Annotated in this window: 23 protein-coding genes; 4 read left to right on the top strand and 19 right to left on the bottom strand. The window is 36.1% G+C overall.

Annotated features, from left to right (window positions below; genetic code table 11):
* Positions 1-14: 14 nt before the first annotated feature.
* Positions 15-803, bottom strand: coding sequence for a GNAT family N-acetyltransferase (locus HC179_RS06865; RefSeq protein ID WP_168863660.1), 789 nt, complete (start codon positions 801-803; stop codon positions 15-17).
* Positions 804-1,107: 304 nt separating this feature from the next.
* Here HC179_RS06865 and HC179_RS06860 point away from each other — a divergent pair, with 304 nt between their 5' ends.
* Positions 1,108-4,803, top strand: coding sequence for a polysaccharide deacetylase family protein (locus tag HC179_RS06860; protein ID WP_168863659.1), 3,696 nt, complete (start codon positions 1,108-1,110; stop codon positions 4,801-4,803).
* A gap of 96 nt (positions 4,804-4,899) precedes the next feature.
* On the opposite strand, the gene HC179_RS06855 is transcribed toward HC179_RS06860, so the two are convergent.
* Together HC179_RS06855 and HC179_RS06850 are read right to left on the bottom strand one after the other, a co-directional pair.
* Entirely contained in the window at positions 4,900-5,502 is a 603-nt protein-coding gene (locus HC179_RS06855; protein ID WP_168863658.1) for a hypothetical protein, read from the bottom strand.
* 202 nt (positions 5,503-5,704) lie between these two features.
* Positions 5,705-6,748, bottom strand: coding sequence for a 2,3-butanediol dehydrogenase (locus HC179_RS06850; RefSeq protein WP_240948487.1), 1,044 nt, complete (start codon positions 6,746-6,748; stop codon positions 5,705-5,707).
* A gap of 266 nt (positions 6,749-7,014) precedes the next feature.
* Between HC179_RS06850 and HC179_RS06845 the strand changes: the two genes are divergently transcribed.
* On the top strand, positions 7,015-7,590 hold the full coding sequence (locus HC179_RS06845; RefSeq protein ID WP_168863656.1) for a TetR/AcrR family transcriptional regulator: 576 nt from the start codon (positions 7,015-7,017) through the stop codon (positions 7,588-7,590).
* Between the two features lie 342 nt (positions 7,591-7,932).
* On the opposite strand, the gene HC179_RS06840 is transcribed toward HC179_RS06845, so the two are convergent.
* From HC179_RS06840 to HC179_RS06830, 3 genes are all read right to left on the bottom strand, one after another.
* The gene (locus HC179_RS06840; RefSeq protein ID WP_168863655.1) at positions 7,933-9,480 is read right to left on the bottom strand and encodes a recombinase family protein; all 1,548 of its coding nucleotides are present in this window, start codon (positions 9,478-9,480) and stop codon (positions 7,933-7,935) included.
* A 240-nt stretch (positions 9,481-9,720) separates the two neighbouring features.
* Positions 9,721-10,527 (bottom strand): hypothetical protein, encoded by an 807-nt coding sequence (locus tag HC179_RS06835; RefSeq protein ID WP_168863654.1) that lies wholly within the window; start codon positions 10,525-10,527, stop codon positions 9,721-9,723.
* Between the two features lie 378 nt (positions 10,528-10,905).
* Positions 10,906-11,517, bottom strand: coding sequence for a hypothetical protein (locus HC179_RS06830; RefSeq protein ID WP_168863653.1), 612 nt, complete (start codon positions 11,515-11,517; stop codon positions 10,906-10,908).
* Between the two features lie 120 nt (positions 11,518-11,637).
* Here HC179_RS06830 and HC179_RS06825 point away from each other — a divergent pair, with 120 nt between their 5' ends.
* The gene (locus HC179_RS06825; protein WP_168863652.1) at positions 11,638-11,859 is read left to right on the top strand and encodes a helix-turn-helix domain-containing protein; all 222 of its coding nucleotides are present in this window, start codon (positions 11,638-11,640) and stop codon (positions 11,857-11,859) included.
* Positions 11,860-11,862: 3 nt separating this feature from the next.
* On the opposite strand, the gene HC179_RS06820 is transcribed toward HC179_RS06825, so the two are convergent.
* From HC179_RS06820 to HC179_RS06805, 4 genes are all read right to left on the bottom strand, one after another.
* Positions 11,863-12,213 carry a GIY-YIG nuclease family protein gene (locus tag HC179_RS06820; RefSeq protein ID WP_168863651.1) on the bottom strand — a complete coding sequence of 117 codons (351 nt, stop codon included), beginning with the start codon at positions 12,211-12,213 and terminating at the stop codon, positions 11,863-11,865.
* Positions 12,214-12,402, bottom strand: a complete 189-nt coding sequence (locus HC179_RS06815; RefSeq protein WP_168863613.1) for a hypothetical protein — start codon at positions 12,400-12,402, stop codon at positions 12,214-12,216.
* A gap of 3 nt (positions 12,403-12,405) precedes the next feature.
* Entirely contained in the window at positions 12,406-13,224 is an 819-nt protein-coding gene (locus HC179_RS06810) for a recombinase family protein (protein ID WP_168863650.1), read from the bottom strand.
* 269 nt (positions 13,225-13,493) lie between these two features.
* A complete protein-coding gene (locus HC179_RS06805; protein WP_168863649.1) occupies positions 13,494-14,438 on the bottom strand; it encodes a type II restriction endonuclease in 945 nt (314 codons plus the stop codon).
* A gap of 144 nt (positions 14,439-14,582) precedes the next feature.
* On the opposite strand from HC179_RS06805, the gene HC179_RS06800 reads away from it, so the two are divergent.
* Entirely contained in the window at positions 14,583-15,755 is a 1,173-nt protein-coding gene (locus HC179_RS06800) for a DNA cytosine methyltransferase (RefSeq protein ID WP_168863648.1), read from the top strand.
* A 149-nt stretch (positions 15,756-15,904) separates the two neighbouring features.
* On the opposite strand, the gene HC179_RS06795 is transcribed toward HC179_RS06800, so the two are convergent.
* The 9 genes from HC179_RS06795 to HC179_RS06760 all read right to left on the bottom strand — a co-directional run bounded on the left by HC179_RS06795 (position 15,905) and on the right by HC179_RS06760 (position 20,204).
* A complete protein-coding gene (locus tag HC179_RS06795) occupies positions 15,905-16,099 on the bottom strand; it encodes a hypothetical protein (RefSeq protein ID WP_168863647.1) in 195 nt (64 codons plus the stop codon).
* A gap of 193 nt (positions 16,100-16,292) precedes the next feature.
* Positions 16,293-16,805 (bottom strand): HGGxSTG domain-containing protein, encoded by a 513-nt coding sequence (locus HC179_RS06790; protein WP_168863646.1) that lies wholly within the window; start codon positions 16,803-16,805, stop codon positions 16,293-16,295.
* Positions 16,806-16,949: 144 nt separating this feature from the next.
* Entirely contained in the window at positions 16,950-17,138 is a 189-nt protein-coding gene (locus HC179_RS06785; RefSeq protein WP_168863645.1) for a hypothetical protein, read from the bottom strand.
* The gene (locus HC179_RS21175) at positions 17,138-17,272 is read right to left on the bottom strand and encodes a hypothetical protein (protein WP_277351309.1); all 135 of its coding nucleotides are present in this window, start codon (positions 17,270-17,272) and stop codon (positions 17,138-17,140) included. The genes HC179_RS06785 and HC179_RS21175 overlap by 1 nt, the downstream gene beginning before the upstream one ends.
* Positions 17,269-17,433, bottom strand: coding sequence for a hypothetical protein (locus tag HC179_RS06780; RefSeq protein WP_168863644.1), 165 nt, complete (start codon positions 17,431-17,433; stop codon positions 17,269-17,271). Before HC179_RS06780 ends, HC179_RS21175 begins: the two co-directional genes overlap by 4 nt.
* Entirely contained in the window at positions 17,433-17,876 is a 444-nt protein-coding gene (locus HC179_RS06775; RefSeq protein ID WP_168863643.1) for a hypothetical protein, read from the bottom strand. The genes HC179_RS06780 and HC179_RS06775 overlap by 1 nt, the downstream gene beginning before the upstream one ends.
* 248 nt (positions 17,877-18,124) lie before the next feature.
* On the bottom strand, positions 18,125-18,604 hold the full coding sequence (rlmH, locus tag HC179_RS06770; protein WP_168863642.1) for a 23S rRNA (pseudouridine(1915)-N(3))-methyltransferase RlmH: 480 nt from the start codon (positions 18,602-18,604) through the stop codon (positions 18,125-18,127).
* An 82-nt stretch (positions 18,605-18,686) separates the two neighbouring features.
* Positions 18,687-18,842, bottom strand: a complete 156-nt coding sequence (locus HC179_RS06765; protein ID WP_065240321.1) for a CxxH/CxxC protein — start codon at positions 18,840-18,842, stop codon at positions 18,687-18,689.
* A gap of 108 nt (positions 18,843-18,950) precedes the next feature.
* On the bottom strand, positions 18,951-20,204 hold the full coding sequence (locus HC179_RS06760; RefSeq protein WP_168863641.1) for a S1C family serine protease: 1,254 nt from the start codon (positions 20,202-20,204) through the stop codon (positions 18,951-18,953).
* Positions 20,205-20,221: the final 17 nt, after the last annotated feature.

Below are 20,221 nucleotides of genomic sequence, written 5' to 3'. Positions count from 1 at the left end.
TCTCCATACACCTTCTATCGTCCCTGTATTTCCTTAATCCCTTTCCCACCTAGAAAGGCATGACCTGTCTGTAAGATTAAGGCTTTAGAAAAACCGTATCGACTATACACCTTTTCTACTCGTTCAGTAATGGGGTAAATCCATAGTTTTTCTAGCTGTAGGATTTGGGCTTCTTGTTGAATACGTTGTAGCAATAAGCCAATTAGCCCTTTTCCTCTATAGGCTTCAATTGTCGCAACACTTTCTATGCGCCCTTGATCCCCGTGAACAAATAAACATGCCGTAGAACAAGGCATTCCGTCATACCTTAATAGGAAATGCGTATAACGACTATCGTTAAATTCCGTTTCAAACGCCTTTTCGCGAACTGTTCTCCCTCCAAATTCCTCTATCTGACATTCCACCTCTACCGCTTCAGCATAATTCGTAGCTGTTACCTTCTCGATCGTGATATTTTTATTTACTGTTAATGATGTTACCTCTCCATCCCATTGCTGAATGCGCTCCGGAAAATCTTCGAACTGAAAGCCCTTCTCTTTTAATAGATGTATAAAAGAAGTCAAAGACTCTATGTTATATAAATAAAACCTAGGAATAACTTGTATTTGTTCATAAAAAGAGATCACTTCTTCAATAACCATTTCCGGCTGCTCTGGTAATTCACTTACACGGGCATGATTAGCATCATAATAATCTGGTTGGTCTTCATTCCAAAACATGACACCCCACGGTTGATCGAGTCTATTAGAAAAAGATTGTAAAAGAGCATAATTTAATTCTTCTATCTTTCTTAGTACATTCATCTTATTCCCGCCTATTCCTGTTTTTTTGCTATTCTTTCACTTCCACATCCCAGTCCCAATTTCCTTTATTCTTTTTCGTGTACTATATTCTGACAAAAGTACAGCTGTTCATGTCGAATTGCGTAGCTAAGGTCCGGCACTACTAGTATGTAGTCACAGAACTTTCTCAACCTACCCCCATAATCTTGCTATGCGTACCTAAATTTATTTTGTTAGTCATATTTTTTAAAGAAATAACCGTCAATTTTTATTAACCCTATTAAAATTATATATTTTGATACTACATCTATGAGGAGGAGTCTAAGTGAATCGTGTTTTTAGGTGGATTGTCAGGTCATTATTTGCACCTGTCAGCGGGAATGCCGGGGCAGTAGCGAGTACACTTGGTTTTTTTCTGGCATTTCTACCTTTAGATAGTATAAGAATACCATTATTGTTTGTTTTTTCACTCTTGTTCCGTCTGAATATCATCGCCCTATTCCTTGGGACGTTGATTACGGTTTTTATTCCTAATATATCTGAGCTACCTTTCACCGATTTTGGTTCCTTGGAAGATTACTGGTTCATTTCCATGCTGAAAAATAAAATATTGACTTCCCAATCCCTTGTAGCAGGAGCCTTCGGAGGCTTTGTTGGGCTTGTCTGTTATTTCTTCTTCCACTGGTTTTACAACTTGGGATTGAAAAAAAAGGAGCTAGACCAGGATTCTGTATTTCTTGATCCTGCTAAAAGACGATGGACAATAATTATAAGAATGAGCGTTGGTTTCACTATATTAGTTGTTGTAGTATCCACCTTTTTTATAAAAAGCCTACATACGAATCCAACATTTCCTGAGCTACAATTGAATAAAAGCAAGGCAAGTAGCGACATCGAGCCGATTAATAATCCCTTCAGTGAAGAAGAGCTTGCTTCACTGATGCAAAACACAAATCTTTCTACGAAAAACATAGATTTAAACAATGCACAAATTACGAAAGAACAAGAAGTGTATGGGTTTTACGTCAATTGGGACGAAAACAGCGAAGCTTCTTTCAGAAAGAATAAAGATTCCATTACCACATTGGTCCCTGAGTGGCTGCAAATTACGGCTGACCTTACCCTGAAATCTGACACTGACCACTTAATTACTCGAGAGGCAAAAAAACATAATATTAAGATCCTTCCTTTAGTGAATAATTTTATAAACAATAAATGGGATGGCAACGTGCTGCATCGATTATTCACTACTCCCGGTGCTGAAGAACGCTTCATTAAAGACATGCTAGAATATGTCCAAAAAAACGGCTTCGACGGAATTAATATTGACTTTGAAAATATCAATCCAAAAGATAAAGACCGTTTTACTAAATTCATGGATAAGGTCTATGAAGAATTCCACCAGCATGGTCTTATGGTCACATTGGACGTACCGCCGAATGACGTTAGCTATGATTATGCTTCCTTATCAAAAAGCGCTGACCGTGTGATCGTCATGCTCTATGACCAGCATTACTCGATGAGCCAATCCGGCCCTGTAGCCCAAACAGATTGGGTCAAGGAAAGCTTGAATCAACCGGATATTCCTTCTGAAAAAATGATTGCCGGCTTAGGGACTTACGGCTATGACTGGGAAGAGAACTCGAGTAAGCCAGCAACAGAGATGACATTCGGGGATATCATGAAATTAGGCAGAGATACAGGCCTTAAAATCAATTGGAGTAAGGAAGCTGGAAATCCTTACTTACGATACAAACGAAATGGGGAAGAACATACAGTTTGGTTTTTGGATGCTGCTACATTATATAATCAAATGAATCTCGCGAGCGGTAGCGGGGCAAGGGGAATAGCGCTTTGGCGCCTCGGTTCAGAAGATCCCTCTATCTGGAATTATTTAAACAAACCTAAGGAAATCCTTAATCCACAAAAGGCCCTAAGCACTTTTAATATTCCCACCCCAGATCTCCATACAGGAGAAGGCGATGTTCTAAAGGTTACTTCTAAACCTGAAGAAGGCAAAAGAACGATTCAATTGGATTCAAACGGAATGATACAGGCTGAAACCTATGGCCAATTTCCACAGTCCATTGAGGTGACCCGTTACGGAAAATCTGATAAAAAAGAAGTGGTTCTTTCCTTTGATGACGGCCCAGATCCAGCATATACAGCAGATATATTAGACATTTTGGACAAGTATGACGTTAAAGGTACCTTCTTTATTGTAGGAGAGAATGCCATGATGCATCCTCAGCTAGTAAAAAGAATGTTTGATGAGGGCCATGAAATCGGTAATCATACGTTTACTCATCCTGATGTTACGTCCATCACACCATCTCGCTTAAGAATGGAATTAAATGCAACTCAGCGTTTATTTCAAGGAATAACAGGTCATTCAATGACCCTCTTCCGACCTCCCTATATAGCGGACACGGTACTAGGTTCTAGAAACGAGCAGTTGCCAATAATGATGGCACAGGATATGGGCTATACCATGGTCGGTGAATCGCTTGACTCTGGCGATTGGAATAAAACATCCAAAATGGATTTAGTAAATCAAACATTGAAACAGCTGAAAGAAGGAAATGTCATTCTGCTTCACGATGCAGGTGGTGATCGAGCCATCACAGTGGAAGCCCTACCGACTCTCATTGAAGAACTAAAAAATAGAGGATACACCTTTACAACCATAGGTGGTCTAATTGGAAAAAGTGATAGCGAAATTATGCCCCCTGCTAACCCTGACAGCCCTTATCTGGTCTATGTCCAAGCTGTATTTAAGGTTATTCAAGGCTGGAACTTTGGATTAACCTTCCTTTTTTACTCCGCTATCCTTTTAGGAATCTTGCGGTTAGTCGTATTAGTTTTCCTTTCCAGCAAACAGGTAAAAAAGGCTAAAGAGACCGAGGTAGACCCTGAATTTACACCTTTTGTGAGTGTTGTTATTGCTGCCTATAACGAGGAAAAAGTGATATGCAAAACAGTGAATTCTATTCTATCCAGTGATTACCCTGCCTTTGAAATACTCATTATCGACGATGGATCAAAGGATGATACTGCGGTAGCAGTCCAAGAATCATTTTCAAATCATCCACTCGTTCGGCTAATCACGAAAAGGAATGGGGGAAAATCTTCGGCTGTTAATCTAGGAATTAAAGAAGCCAAAGGGGAAATCATCGTTTCTCTTGATGCTGATACACTGATAGCTGAAAATGCCATCTCCTTGCTGGTAAACCATTTTAAAAATGAAAATGTTGCCGCTGTTTCAGGAAATGTCAAAGTCGGCAATAAGGGGAACCTCCTGACAAACTGGCAGCATATTGAATATGTTACAGGCTTCAACCTAGAGAGAAGAGCTTTTGCAACTCTCAATTGCATTACAGTTGTACCAGGTGCGATTGGTGCATGGAGAAAGAAAGCAGTCGAAGAAGCAGGATATTTTAAAGAAGATACCCTGGCAGAAGATACCGATATCACGCTGTCTCTTCTACGCAATGGGAAGAAGATTGAATTTGAAGAAAAGGCTTATGCCTTTACAGAAGTGCCAGAGGATGTTAGAAGTTTGGCAAAACAACGATACCGATGGGTTTATGGTACTCTACAATGTTTATGGAAACACCGTAGTGCTTTGTTTGATAAAAAACATAACTCATTGGGATATGTCGCCCTCCCTAACATGTGGCTATTTCAATATTTTTATCAAACCATATCACCTATTGCAGATATATTATTTATCATGGCACTTTTCACTCCCCACGCTGAAAAAGCAGCCATCGGGTTTATTCTTTTCTACTTGATGGATTTCTTTACTGCTCTATATGCGTTCCGATTGGAAAAGGAAAGTCCTAAACCACTTACATCTTTGTTTATACAACGTATCTTATATAAACAACTTATGGCATATGTGGTCATAAAATCTATTCTCTCCGCAATAAAGGGCGGAACAGTTGGTTGGAATAAATTAAAACGAAAAGGAAATGTAACGAAAGAAACCTCTATTGTAAAAATAGAGGAAATTAAATAGTGGCACCTTCGAACAGGTCTTTCTCTTTTTGGGAAGACCTGTTTTTATTGTCAATTAAAAAAAGATCACCTTTTATGGTGACCCTCGTGGAAAGCACTATTGTCCCTTTCCTTTATTTTCTTTATCCTCCTGACGTCTCTCAGCCTTTTCTTTTGCAGCTTGTGAAACGTCCTGCCCATTGTTGGTTATCCTTGTAGCTGCACTGTTTTGACTATTGCCCGTTGTCTTGGGTTTAGTCGTTTGAACCGGTTTAGCTGGTTCGGCTGGTTTAGCTATTTCAGGTGGTTTAGCCGGTACTGGGGGCTTAGCTGTTACAGGAGGAGGCGGCGTTGGAGCTTTCGTACTTGTCCCAGCTGAATCGGAAGTGCTTGTAGTTGCATCCTTTTTAGCGGGTTTTTTCGCAACTTCCACCGTGGTTTTTTTTGTTTCTTTTTGAGTGGCTGCTTCGGCCACATGTGGATTTTTAGGAACAGCAGCAGTATCCGCAGGCTTTTCCTTGTTTTGCTCTTCTTTTCCTTTCGTTGTTGGAGGTTGATTTTTCTCTGTTTTTTCACTAGTTACATCCGCTTTTACTTGGTTCCCTAATATGTTTAAAGCATGGTCTCCTGCTATGTATTCAGCTAATAGGGCATTAGTGACAGAAAACGTAACAGCACCCGCTAGCACCATGGATAATGCTCCTCTAGATAGTTTTTTCATATTGATCCCCTCATATTCTTTGGATTCATACTAATAGAGTACGAATAAGCAAAAATATAATATGGGGGTAGCAAGGGACTTAATTACAAATTGAATCTCTAATCTTGTTATATACCTCTCTAATAATCAACCTCTATTAATGGTACTGTTCCTGTGATGTGACAGGACACACAAAAAAACGAAGAGCATATGCCCTTCGTTTTTATAGATTGCTTTGTTTTGGTGTAACCAATATTTTAATGTGTGTTTTATCATTAAGGTTGGTTTCAAAACCTTCCTCTACTAAATCATCTAAGTGAATTTTTTTCGTGATTAATAAGTCTAAATCAACAATTTTACTTGCATAAATATCAATTACTTCCGGAAATTCCTCTGAATAGCAAAATGAGTTAGAAATGATTGCTTCGCCCATTGTTAAGTCTAATGGGAATAAGCTGACTTCTTTCTCATATAACGCGACAATCATCAGTTCTCCATTTTTAGCTAAACATTTCGTTGCAGCAGAGAATGTCGGCTGTACACCAGCTGCTTCATATGCAACGTCTACTCCTCCGTCTGTTAATTCTTTAATTCTTTCAACCGCGTTTTCCTTCATTGGGTTAATGACCGTTGTTGCCCCTAATTTTTTTGCCATTTCCAAACGGTCTTCTGCCACATCTATTACGATAATTTGGCTAGCACTTTTCGCCTTTGCCATAATAACCAGTAAAAGTCCAATAGGACCTGCACCAAATACTGCCGCAGTTTTTCCTTCTGTTAATCTTGATTTATTAACTGCATGTAATGTTACGGCTCCTGGTTCTACCATCGCTGCATGCTCTAGAGATAAGGTATCAGGGATTTTTATACAGTTTTTCGATTCAAGCAATACTTGTTCAGCGAATGCACCGTCAGCTGTAAATCCTAGTAAACCATAGCCATCTATCCCCATTTTTGCACATAAATTACGTTGCCCAGCTTGACAATATTTGCACTCTCCACAAACATCTAAGTTAATACAAGCTACACGGTCACCTACTTTAACATTTGTAACGCCTTCTCCTACTTCTGCTACAACACCTGAGAATTCGTGTCCCATAATTGTTCCAGGTACAGCGTTTAGTGGTCCTGCCACATACTCATGAATATCACTACCACAAATACCGATCCATTCTACATTCACAACAGCATGTCCTGGTTTAACTGCAGGGGCAGACACCTCTTCCATTCTAAAGTCTTTAGCTTTATAAAATTTTGCAGCTTTCATCACACTATATACCTCCTATATAGGATTTTTCATTTTATCGAGAAGTAAAAATTTCACCTTCATTATTGTGTAAGCGTTTATAATTTTAATTCAGTTAATATTGCACAACAACCAATAGATTCTTTCTATTTGTATAGTTTTAAACAAAAAACAAATATTTGTTTAAAACTTTTGCTGATAATTGCTTAATTTAAACTGAAAATAGTATAAAACCTTTATATAATTTTAATCATACAATTAAAAGATAAATTATCGAGGTAGATATTATGGATCGTCGTATAAAAAAAACAAGAAATGAAATAAAACGTGCATTATTGGAAGCTTCCACTATTAAAGGAATCGAACATGTAACCGTACAAGATATTGTTGATCGTGCAGATATTAATAGAGCAACATTCTATTATCACTATAAGGATAAAAAAGATTTAGTAGAAAGGATTGAAAGCGAAACACTTGAAGGGTTAATACAAAATATCCATATAAAAAATGTGCCATTCCATTCATTTGCAGATATTGTTTATCCTCCTATCCTTGCATCACTTGAACATGTAAAAAATTTCGAAGAGGTTTATAAAATATTATTAAGTAATAATGGGATTTCAAATTTTCGTTGGAAAATGTTAGAAACCATAAAAACATCAGTAAGGGAGAGTTTTGAGCCATTTCAAAAGAAAAATATTGAAATCATAAATGATAAATCATACTTGGTAAACTTCATTGCAGGGGCACACTTATCAGTTATCATTGATTGGGTTAATACTGGATTAGAAATTGAACCGAAGTTATTAGCTAAACATATGGCCAGTATGCTAACGGATGGTGTGACAATAAAATTTCGCTAAATGAATAATGGTGATTAAAGGTATTATAAATTTTAAATAGCGCCTAAGTATAATCCTTACCTTCCTAATAGTAGACAGGGAAAAAGTGAATGAATATAATAAGGAGTTTATTTATATGATAAAGAATATAAATAACGGAAATCTTATTTTATTTTAGTACTGTATGTTGCAAATAAATTTATTCGTCTGGACAACCAAATACATTTTCTCAAAAATCAAAAAGCCTGATCCCCTGTAAATTTGGGAATCAGGCTTAATAATTGTGTTTATAATAACTTGCCTACACATTTAATACAGCAATTGTAACTAAAAAGGTTGTTTTTTTAGTAAAACCTCATTTACTTATGGTACGGTTCTGCTCACTTTATTAGATGGTAAACTTTGAGCAGAAGAAAACCAGAAGGTTATCTTTTTAATGTCCTTCCGGTTCTCTTCCATGTGTATTTCTTTAATTAATGACCTAACAAGTAACTTTTTTTCCTCATCGTTTACTATCTCAAAAAATCTATTGAAATTTTTTAGAGTATAAATTATTTCTTCCTTATCTATCGCTGATTCATTTCTATTTTTTTCGCTTTCTGCTTTTCTGATATTTCTTTCTAACATCTCAATCTCTTGTTGTAAATCACTCATTAAGCGATTGTAAGTTCCAATTTCTAGATTGCCTTCAAAATAGTCATTATCTAGCTTTGACCGTTTATCATAAGCCTTTTTAAGTTGTCTATTCAAAGCCTTTAAATCAGATAAAAATATTTCATTCGCTTTATCATTATCACTATTAAGCTCGTTTATCAATTCATTAAAAATTTCATCGTTATTCACTAAAAATGATATTTCGTTTAATACTTTTTGTTCAACTTCTTCTTTCTTTATTAAATTCGTACCGCATACGGATTTCCCCTTATTATGATATGCTTGGCACATATAATAAAGATGGTACTCATCACTATTTTTCTTTTTAGATTTACTCATTACCGTTCCAGCACCACATTTAGGACATTTTAATAAACCTGTTAGAAAGAAGTTACCTTTAAAGTTTCTATTAGAAGTAAATGATTTCTTTTGGAACTCGTTTATCTCTTGAACCTTTGTCCATAATTCTTGTTCAATGATAGCTTCGTGAACACCGTCAACAATTATAGGCTCTGCTTTCCCCGCTCTTCTCTTTGTACTCCATTCTTGATGTTTCTTCCATACCATCTTACCAATATATATATGATTATTAACAATAAGCTTAATTGCTGGGATACTGAAACTTTTACCTTTCTTAGTTTTTATTCCCCTATTATTTAATGTATTTGCTATAAATTTATATCCTTTTCCGTCAGCCCTAAGTTTAAATATTTCCCTTACAATTGCACTCTCTTGCTCGTTAATAATTAACCGCTTATCGACGGAATCATAACCTAGGATTGAACCACCATTCCAGTAACCCTTTTCTGCTCTTTTTTGCATTCCTGCATTTACACGGTCTATAATCGTTGCTCTTTCATACCGAGCAAATGTACTAAGTAAGGAAATAAACATATGCCCTGTTGGTGAGGATGAGTCCATGTCAATAGATGTAATTATCAATTTTTTATTTCTTGGAGTTAATTCATTATCTATAAGTGATACTACATCCGTATTGTTGCGTGAGAGACGGTCAACTTTCCAAACTAAAATTACATCTATTCTATTGTTAGTTAAATCATTAAATAGCCTTTGTATTTCAGGTCTATCAAAGTTTTTGCCCGAGTATCCTCCATCGCTATATACATCGTATATTTCGTACCCCTTTCTTTCAGCAAACTCTTTAAGAATACTCTCTTGTGCTTCAAGTGAGTGTCCTTGCTTTTGCTCCTCTGTTGAAACTCTTATATAAATTGCTGCCCTTTCTCTTTCTCCCATTGATAAAACCCCCTAGCAAGACGATTTACTATTATTACTACCCTTTGATAATGCGTCAGCGCCCGCATATTTTTTTATTAACTCTGCAAGAGTCTTAATTGCTTCTACTTTTTTAAGTTCCGATTCGTTCTGTTTTATTAAACTTGAGCTATAATTTTCATTCATTTCATTCACCTCTATAGTTTGTAAAATCTTTTAAGTTAGTGAATAGCGATTAGTATACGACCTTAAAACTAGCTATTACAACACGAACCTACTAATATTCGATACCTGTTCGATCCAAACATTTCTTAATAGTTCGTCAAAGTTTATACCTGCCTGACCATTCAACTGTCTTTTCAAAACCCTTCTATAATGCCTAGAAAACTCATTTATCGTCATGTCACCGTTTTGCAAGCAAATAATCATAGCTTTATAAATCGGTGGTATTCTAATATTTGTATTAATTATCCACCCAGAGTAAAACTTATTAAAAGATGGAGGATGTTGAACAAGCTCCTTCAACTCAATTTTCCCGCTAGATTTATAAACTATTTCCACTCTAGTTAATTCATCATTAATTAAACCTCTGTTTAGCAATTCTTGTTTTTTGTCATATATTCGGCAGAAACCATTTTTTCCCCGTTGACCCTTTCCACCAAAATATCTTGTACCATTAAATAAGTTCATCTTCCTTCCTGTATTAGAAGTAACGAATATATTGTTAAGTGGAACGGGAATATCAAATGCCACATCTGTAGCAATAAAATAAACACCCTTACTAATTTCTTTTAATGTAGTTAAAAAAGTAGAGAATGCTTCTATATTTTTGGGATGGGTTTCTATATGAAGCTTACCAACTGGTTTCCATGTTTCATTCTTTGGTTGATAATAAAGCTTAATATATGCCCCATTTGTTTTTTGAACCTTTAGGCATTGGTGATAACGAAAACCTTCTACACTTTTTATATCTGCAATCTTTCCCTCGTCCTCTAATAATTTCAAGAAGGATACTGGTATATCCGAGTATTCCAACTTTATTTTGTCTAATGACACTTTTACTTGCATTTCGACCATCTCCTTAATTTTTGTTTTAAGGTGATAAGTATTTTAAGTTTGATAAGTTTATAGTGGTGATTGGTTGATAGATTAAGTACTTAATTACAAGAGACCCTTTAAGAAAATCCTTTATAAAAGCACTGCACATGTAACTACTTGTTATTACCACGAGAGCCCTTCGTTTTCCAACGATAGTTTAAATCAAAGGGTAATTGTGGTGACATATTGTTAAATTGCTTAGCAACCAATCTCGTAAGTTACACAAATGTTTTCATCCACATAGTAACTTATATTAAATTGGTCAATTTTTTTAAGTCGGCATATATTTTCACACAAAAAAAGACCAAGCAGTTTAACTTGCTCGGTCTCCCTAAATATTTCTAGTTATTAATTTTGTATAGAAGAGTGCTCCCAATATTCATTTGCAACAATTTTTAAATTTTCATTATCGAATGAGTCCCAATTAATATTTGACGCACTTTCTCTATCAAGTGAAATCTTTAAGACTGTTTCATTTTTTGTATTTCCACTAACATCAACTAATGGATACTGCCATATTAGAGTCACTTCTTGTGAATTTTCTAATGCGAATAACTCCTTAAATAATTTTACAGAGTCTAATAACATTCCTTTTCTCGTAAGATTAGTTGTTAAATTTTCATTGCCAAGTATAGTAGCAATAATAATTTTATCTTCCTCATCGCTTGTACCATAGTGGTCATTAACTTGTAATTCTAAAATCCTTTGGTCACCATAGTTGGTTTTCTTTCCAAGGATACCTGAAATTACTTTTTCAACTTGGGATTGTACATCACCTTTAGGTGATTTTTCTTTCACATCTTCATTTTTTAATTTATTTTCTTCTTTAACTACTGTCTGCCTATCATCCTCGAACATAACAGAAAAAACGGCAATCCAAACGCCCAAACAAAGAATGATTAAACAAATAAGAAGGCATCCTTGTTTTGGAGATATGCTATTAGATTTCTTATTTCCCATTACTAACTCCCTTTCATACTACTCTTTATTTTTAAATGTTACGCATTAGCGTACCACAACGAAATTTATTATATGGTAGATTTTTGCTATTAGTCAATGGCTTATTTAAAGAGGGGTTATATGGCAAAAAAAGTAATAGTTAAAATCCATAACATTTTAGAAAATAAAAATCTATCGCTAAGAGAGTTATCCCGACTTACTGACATACGTCATGCGGCATTGAGTGAACTAGCAAATCAAAAAAGAAAAAACATCAACTTTCAACATATTGAGAAGATAGCTGATGCTTTAAATATAGAAGATATACGAGAAATAATTGATTTTTCTGATAATAGAGATTAAATTCTAACTTCTAAAATTATATCGATACTTGTTTAGTTTTGGTTTAAGTTTTCTAATGTAGTCCCTCTCCAAACCAGTAACATCACCTTCAGCAACATATTTGATTCCAACTAATAATACATCTTGAAAGTACCCTGTCAGTTTATCTTGATACAGGTGGTGCGGTACTCTATTCCTTAGGTCAATTGAAGAACCAATATATAATATTTCAAGTTTATAATTTAGAATTGCATAAACACCTCTATTATTGTCTTTATGCTTATTCATGCTAAACCATTTTGATATATCAGACCTGTTGAATCCTGGCGCTACTATATAGTCATCAAACAAACTAAGATAATTGTTTAACTCCATTTAATTATCACCTTTCCAACCTAACTCGGTCTTTATTTCCACTTCTAGTTTTTCAATTCGCTCCTTTTCTTTTGCCAAATCTTCAAACCACTCCTTATCGTTCATTTTAAGAGCTAGATGCATTAGCTCTAAGTAGTCCTTTGAAGATTTTCTAGGAAGCTCCCTTAATTTCTCAATGTCGAATTTCACTATTTACGCCCCCTTTCGATTGTTTCTTTTTAGTTGAGATTGAACTTTTCCGAAAGTAATTTTATTAATTAATGGCTCATGTTGACCTTTTACGTTTAAGTCTGAATGCTTAACCTCACCTAGATAAAATCTGTTAGTCAGAATATTACGGATCGCCATAGTTGAAAAATCTTTTCCTTGTTGCGTCTTGTAGCCCTTCTCTTGCAAGTTCTTTTGAACCTTACCGATTGACTTCAATTCTAAGTAACTTTTGAAAATGGTATTTACAATTGGTGCTTTTTCTTCATCAGTTACTACTAATGGCTTATCGACTCCTTCATGCTTCCACTTGTAACCTATTGGGGCATTACCGCAAGCCTTTATACCACTACGAGCCTTTTGACGCCTTCCCTTGGCTAGCTTCTTGTTTATGCTTAGGCGGTCGTATTGGTCAAGTAATTCCATCATGCCGTTTACTAAGAAATCGTTAGGCTCTTTACTATAAATGTTGTAGTCCTTTTGCTCGATGCTAACTATGTTTGCGTTAATCTTCTGTAAATCACGCTTGATTAAAACCTTTGCAGTATCTTCACGCCACAAACGACTTGTATTCATTACAACAACCTTTTTCACTTCACTATCAGAAAGAGCAGCTAGCAACTCTGTAAGTCCATCTCGTTCAATTAAAGCTCCACTAACCCCCAAATCCCTGAAAGTTTCAACGAGTTTTAGTCCTTTTGCTTTGCAGTATTCTTTGATTGCATTTTCTTGAACATCTTTTCCATAACCTTTTTCAGCTTGCGTTTCAGTGGAAACACGAACATAACCAAAAACCTTTTCCAAACCTCTAACCACCTTCCAACTTTTGTAAAACAAGTGTAAGACCTCTCGTTATCGTTGTAAAGTCCTATGTATAAAACTTTATAAAACAACCAATTTAAACACCAATAGAAGGTACTTCAATCTTTTTTATCCTATACAACTTTTAACAATCTTGAACATTGGTGCAAAAAAAGACAAGGACTATTTCTAGCCTTTGCCTTAAATAAAATCAAATTATTATTGTTTTCCGTTTCAAGTTTATTTTTAACTTGCTCTTTAATATGCAAAAATCAACCTTTATTGATTTGTTGTTCACAATGTACTTTATACTTCTCAAATATTTTTCGTTCATAGTCATTATTTACACTTTGTAGCCTTGTTTCTATCGCTAACAATCTTTTTTCATAAAAGACAGTTGATAAATCATCTCTCTGTTTCCAACTATTACTTATATCAGTCATTTCAATTAAAAACTTAGTAAGTCCATAAACATTATTATATTCATTATATATATCTGCTTTATTATCATCCGGTACCACTAAAGTAATATTATGGGATGCTAAAGTCTCAATAGTATTACTTGTTATCCCTGCATCCAATGTTACTAGAAACATTTCATGCGCTCCAGTACGTGTCATTTCTTCTATTACTTCCTGCCATCTTTCTCTTAGTGAAGTTTTCATAGAAACTAATGCACATCTTCGCCTTTCTTCGCCATATTCAGCTACTCCTGGAACCACACAATCAACAAGTTTCCCTAATCTATCTGATTTAAATAGTTTTGACCCTATTACACCTTGGTTATCGAATACTACTCCATTGCGTAACAATAAAATTTCAATAATAGCCTCAAACTCTTTACCTGCTCTGGAACGACGCGAATTTGTATGACTTTTAGATAACTCAAATAAATGCTCACTATAATTTTCTAAGAAGTCAGTAATGATTTTTTTAGGGTCACCACTATGCATGTTTAAAGTATTCATAAATTCACTATCTGATGATATTAAGTATTCACTTGTATTTGAAGTTAATTCCCGCTCGGCTTCCATATATTTTTTCCAACAAGCATTTCTTACATAATATAAAATCTCCGTACAATGCTCTAAAAAATAGGCTTGGTCTTCATGGAAAAATGGTGCCTGTTCAAAAACTTCTTCAACCAACTTTTTTGGTTTTGTCATTATACTTGTTCTCTTTTTTTGAACATACTTTTTAAAAGCTTCAATACTCAAAACAAATCCCCCTTTATACCTATTTCTTCTATTTTGACCTATTTTATAAAATCTAGCAATAAACAATAGACAAGCGAACATACGATTGGTATAATTGTGTTATAAACAGGACAATAAGTCCTTTAATTGTCACGGAGGATACTTATGGAACTTTCTATCATGATTAAAAATAAACGCAAAAGGTTAGGTATGACACAAAAAGAGCTTGCTGATTCACTTGGCATGGGGAAACATGGTGACAGGACTATTCGAAGGTGGGAAAATGGGGAGTCGGAGCCATCACCAATTGAATATAACGCAGTAATGAATTTCCCAGAAAAACCTGCATTTGAGAATATTAATAATCCGAAATTTACTATGATTGATTTATTCGCAGGAATAGGTGGTATTCGATTAGCATTCCAAAAACAAGGAGGAAGGTCTGTATTTGCTTCCGAATGGGATAAATTCGCAGTTAAAACTTATAAAGCTAACTTTGGAGAAACTCCAGTTGGCGATATTACTTTAATTGATGAAAAAGATATACCAGACCACGACATTCTTTTAGCTGGATTCCCTTGTCAACCCTTTTCCCAAGCAGGATTAAAAAAAGGATTTGAAGATACTCGTGGAACGTTATTTTTTGATATTGCACGTATCATAAAAGAGAAACGTCCAAAAGCATTTTTATTGGAGAACGTAAAGCAATTAAAAGGTCACGACAAAGGACGTACATTAAAAACCATAGTACAGGTCTTAGAAGAGGAATTAGATTATACTGTTTATTATAAAGTTCTACGTGCTGCTGATTTTGGAGTGCCTCAAAATCGAGAAAGAATTTACATTGTAGGTTTTTATAATCCAATCGGGGGAAATGAAGTAACCTTTAAGTTTCCAGAACCTACGTACGAACCTACTAGAGTTGGTGATATACTAGAATCTAATGTGGACGAAAAATACACGATTTCAGACCGTCTTTATCAAGGACACCTAAGAAGAAAAGAAGAACACAAAAAGAAAGGTAATGGTTTTGGCTTTTCATTATTTAATGCAGATAGTCCATACACTAATACTATTAGTGCTAGGTATTATAAAGATGGTAGTGAGATTTTAATTGACCAAGGAGCTTTAAAAAATCCTAGAAAACTAACTCCAAGAGAATGTGCTAGACTACAAGGTTTCCCAGATGACTTTATTATTCCTGTATCTGATACACAAGCCTATAGGCAATTTGGAAATTCAGTAGCTGTTCCTGTTGTTGAAGCAGTTGCACAAAAAATGCTTCATTCTATTACCAAGATGAATTCTAATAATAACAAGGAGCTCATCTTATCTTAAATAAAAAACAAACGCCCTCCTCGACATGTGGGGGCGTTACTATTTTGCAATACACATTTTAATAATATTGACGAATATTTTTTCTTTTACATTTAATCCTTGATAGAATTTTTATATTGGCTCATTACTAAATTCATCAATTCGATTTATTAACTTTTATCTTTATTTTCATGCCTTTCTTTTTCCCTTTCTAATACCATTTTATCAATCTCTTCCATAATTTTGTTTGGTATATCTGGAAAAATAAAATTCTGTATTAATCTAACTTTCCCCTCTATAATTGTAGCTCCATGTAATAAATTTTTTACTAATCGCTTTTTATCTCTTTCCATTCGCTTGTTCATTTCATCACATCTCCTTTTTTTCTATTCAATTAATATATAGGGAAACACTCTATTTTTTTAATTAAAGCAACAAAAAAAGAACGAAAACTTTCGTTCCTGTAAAAATGCCTTTTTATTTCGCCTTCTCTCGTGTTTTAACAAACAAGGTAATGATTTATACCAGCAACCCTTAAAACGTATCAGTACGAGCCTTTTATGAGCCTAAACGTTTGTTCCTTACTTCTACGAGTATATCAACTAAAGCACCTAATGACCCGTTGTCCTCGTTTGTTTCATTTGTAGACAGCTCACGCATTTCTCTAATAAGTTCATTAGCCCTTGCGTCAATCCGTGTCAGTGCTTCTTCTAAACGGTTTATCATTCTAAAATCAGGCTTATTCTTTTCAAGTTCTTGGGAGTAACGTTGCATAAGTCGGCGAGTTCTTATTTCAAGTATTTTATACCGTCCCTTTACTTGCCTATCAATGTCCTCTGGTATCATGTTATAAAGTTCTTTTTCATCATCTAGCAAAGTATCAAAAGAAATTGTTTCATACTCGCCTGTGACGATTGCATTTTTATTACCTTTTAGTCTTTGGCGGTGTTTTTCCTTATCTTTCGGTCCTGTACTTTTACCACCATGAAGCCGACAACGACCATTTTTCAACGGTGCTTTTTGGCATGGTGATCCTTTCCTTGTTTTTGCCCCGCATACCTTCTTTTCCATGTTTTCACCTCAAGACCCTATTTCATGGGGTATCGTTTGAAAAATGAGGGGGGAGTAATGCGTCCCACCTCGTTTATTTGTTATAAAAATTACTTTTTAACTTTTATTTCACCTTTGCATTTCTGCTGATTACTCTGTATTACCTTATTTCACTTGTCGTTCAACTGCTTTTGCTTCTGCTATACGTGCTTTATATTCTGCATCAAGTCCTTTTTCTTTTATGAATGCTCTAAGTTGTAATAATTCCGCCGACCGTTCAAATAAAAGTGTTTCTAGTTGCTCGATATCCCCTGTAACGTTTAAAAATGCGTTCACTCGTTCTTCAAATATCATTATTTCCATCTCCCTACTAAAAGATTTTTAATCATGCCCTCATAGGCTTTCTCTGCTTGTTGTTCCCGTTCTGTAATGATTTCTAAAACAGGCTCACTCTCAACTATTTCAATGACAATTTCATCATTTTTCATTGTTCTTGCCCCTTTGCGTGTTTACTGTAAAACTTCTCATGATACCGTTTGAACTTGTCTTTATTCTCGCGGTAGTATTTTCTTTGGTAGGCGTTGCGGTGTTCTCTGTTCTTCTCAAGCCATTTTCGGTGGTACTCCCTTTTAGCTTGTCTAATGTCCATTACTCGCCCCCCTCTAACTCTATAATGCGTTGTTCTTCTTGTTGTAAAATAAACTCGGTATCTGAGATGGACTGCTGCTTATCTGCCAATTTGTCTTGGTACTCTTTTTTCAATGCCTGCAATTCTTGCTTTTGGCGGTCTAAAATCTTTACATCTGTGGACATACCTTTTTTAAGTCTAAACGCTTCAGCTTGTAATTCTTCGATTTCCATATTAATTTCAATGCGTTTACGGTCTAACTGTTTAGCAACATTATCACGCAAATGATAATATTTTCCCTCTAACTCCTGTACCTTCATAACTTCGCCAGCCTCTAAAAAAATGTTTCGTTCTTCCCAATATGCTTTATACTGACGTGCGTTATCATCAATCTGCTCTTGGATTGCCGACAATTCCTCTTGCTTTAATTCAATAATTCCTTTTGTTGCTTGCTTCTCCGCCATTCTCCATGACCTCCTAATTATTTTAAAAAATAAAAATGGCCCTACTCCGCATGGAATAAGGCTTAAAAGTGTTTATATAAGTTTAAAAGTTGGCTATGCCGATTGTTGGCAGTAGTATAAGACATCTAATTTCAGAAGTAAATTGTTTTTTTGTTTTAAATAAGCTTAAAATTACTTATCCCCCTTTTTCAACTTAAATTGTTTAATCTTTTCTATATGCACAGTAAACTCAATTTTTTTGTTTACCATCACTTGTGATACGGTTCACCACGATTTATCCTAAACCCCCGATAAACCTGCTCCAACAATATCAACTTCATCAACTGGTGCGGAAACGTCATCCGTGAAAAAGAAAGCGTATCATTCGCTCTCTTCATAACATCCCCACTCAAACCCAATGATCCACCAATCACAAACGCCACTTTACTTTTCCCATAAGTCGCAAGCTTGTCCATTTCCTTCGCCAACTCTTCAGAAGAACGCTGTTTTCCTTCAATTGCTAACGCAATCACATGCGTGTCATCGGAGATCTTTCCTAGAATTCGTTCGCCTTCTTTATTTTTCACTTGTTCCATCTCAGCGTCGCTTAGTTGCTCTGGTGCTTTTTCGTCCGGAAGCTCCACAATTTCAATTTTTGCGTAGGCACTCAAACGCTTCAAATACTCATTTATTCCTTGTTTCAGATACTTCTCTTTCAGTTTTCCAATTGTGATTATTGAGATATTCACATGTCATACCACCTTGCAAACAGTTTATCCACAAAAGTTATCCACATATCAACAATTTCTATCCACATTTAGTGGGCGAATATCAGTTCCCCACCATATATATTGCAGCTTCTTTACAAAATTCACAGGTTGTTGATAACTTCTCTTCTTCCGGTAACATCTCTAGTATTGGTGCTTCTTCGTGCTCATCTATGTACATTTCCATCGCTAATTCAATATGCTCTAAACAGCATTTCATTTTATCCACAATCCTTTCCATTCCTTCATTAGCTTCACTAGAATACCATTTATCCACATGTGTGGAAACAGAAAGAGGAGAGATTTCTATAATCCCTCCCCATTTCTGCTATTCGCCGGTAGTATCCTCAGTCAAATCGACTGACGTTGTTTTCTGATCCTGGCCTCGATAAAATGTTACCTCCATCTTATCTCCTACCTGCTTTTCATTATAAAGGTGCTTTCGCAGCTCAATTACATCTCGCACTTGTTCCCCGTCGAGCTCCACAATCACATCATATTCCTTCAATCCAGCATTCGCTGCAGGTGAATTAGGTGCTACTCCCGTAATATATACGCCTGCACTAACATCTTTCGGAAGCTTCAACGTCTGCTGCCAGTGATAGCTGGATACATCCGATAAAGAGCCAATGCTAACACCAAAATATGGACGTTTTACCTGACCGTATTGCTCCAAATCATTGATGATTGGTATCGCCGAATTAACCGGAATGGCCAAGCCGATCCCTTCCACTGCAGATTGGGCAATTTTCATCGAGTTGATACCGATGACTTTTCCTTGGATGTTAATCAAAGCTCCTCCGCTGTTCCCGGGGTTGATGGCTGCATCCGTCTGCATAACGTCCGCATGCCAATCTGGTGTGCCGTCCCTGTTAACATCCACCGGAATGCTTCGGTCTGTCCCCGAGATGATTCCTTGTGTAACCGAACCGGAAAATTGCAAACCGAGAGGGTTTCCTATCGCGATAACAGGTTCGCCTGTGCGGACGCTGTCGGAGTTGCCGAAGTCTGCCACTTTTGTGACCATTTCATCTGCCATGGACAACACGGCAAGGTCTGTGAGGGGGTCTTCTCCGAGTACCTCTGCTGGTACCCTTGTCCCGTCAATTAAGCTCAGCTCCACCTGGGTTGCCCCTTCAATAACGTGATAGTTCGTTACCACATAGGCTTTTCCGTTCTCTTTTTTATATATAACACCAGAGCCTGTTCCCGCTTCTCCTTCCTCGTCTGTTTCAACTTCTGTATCGTTCCAAAAGGAGGCGTTTTGCAAGTTGATAACACCGACGACCGCTTCTGCGACATTATCGACCGCTTCGGTGACACCTGAGGTTACATTAACGGAGACATTGCGGATTTCTGCTGCCGTCCCTCCAGATTCAGGCTGTTCTGGGAGCTGTTCTCGCTCCTCTACCGCTTGCCTTTCATTCCCCTCTGGCATCACACGTCCTGTTAGCCCAGGGAACGCTACAACTAGTAATAAAACACCAAGAGACAATGCTACAATACCAGGGAGAAAATACTTCCCTCTGTTTCCTTTTTGTTTAGAGTAATCCGATGGATCTTGTTTGTCGTAATATCCCATGTTGTCCTTCCTTTCTT

This window comes from Bacillus sp. RO1, assembly GCF_012524115.1.
Taxonomy (GTDB): domain Bacteria; phylum Bacillota; class Bacilli; order Bacillales; family Bacillaceae_I; genus Sutcliffiella_A.
The sequence above is the reverse complement of the archived record's forward strand: the minus strand, read 5'-3'. Positions and strand labels throughout refer to the sequence as shown.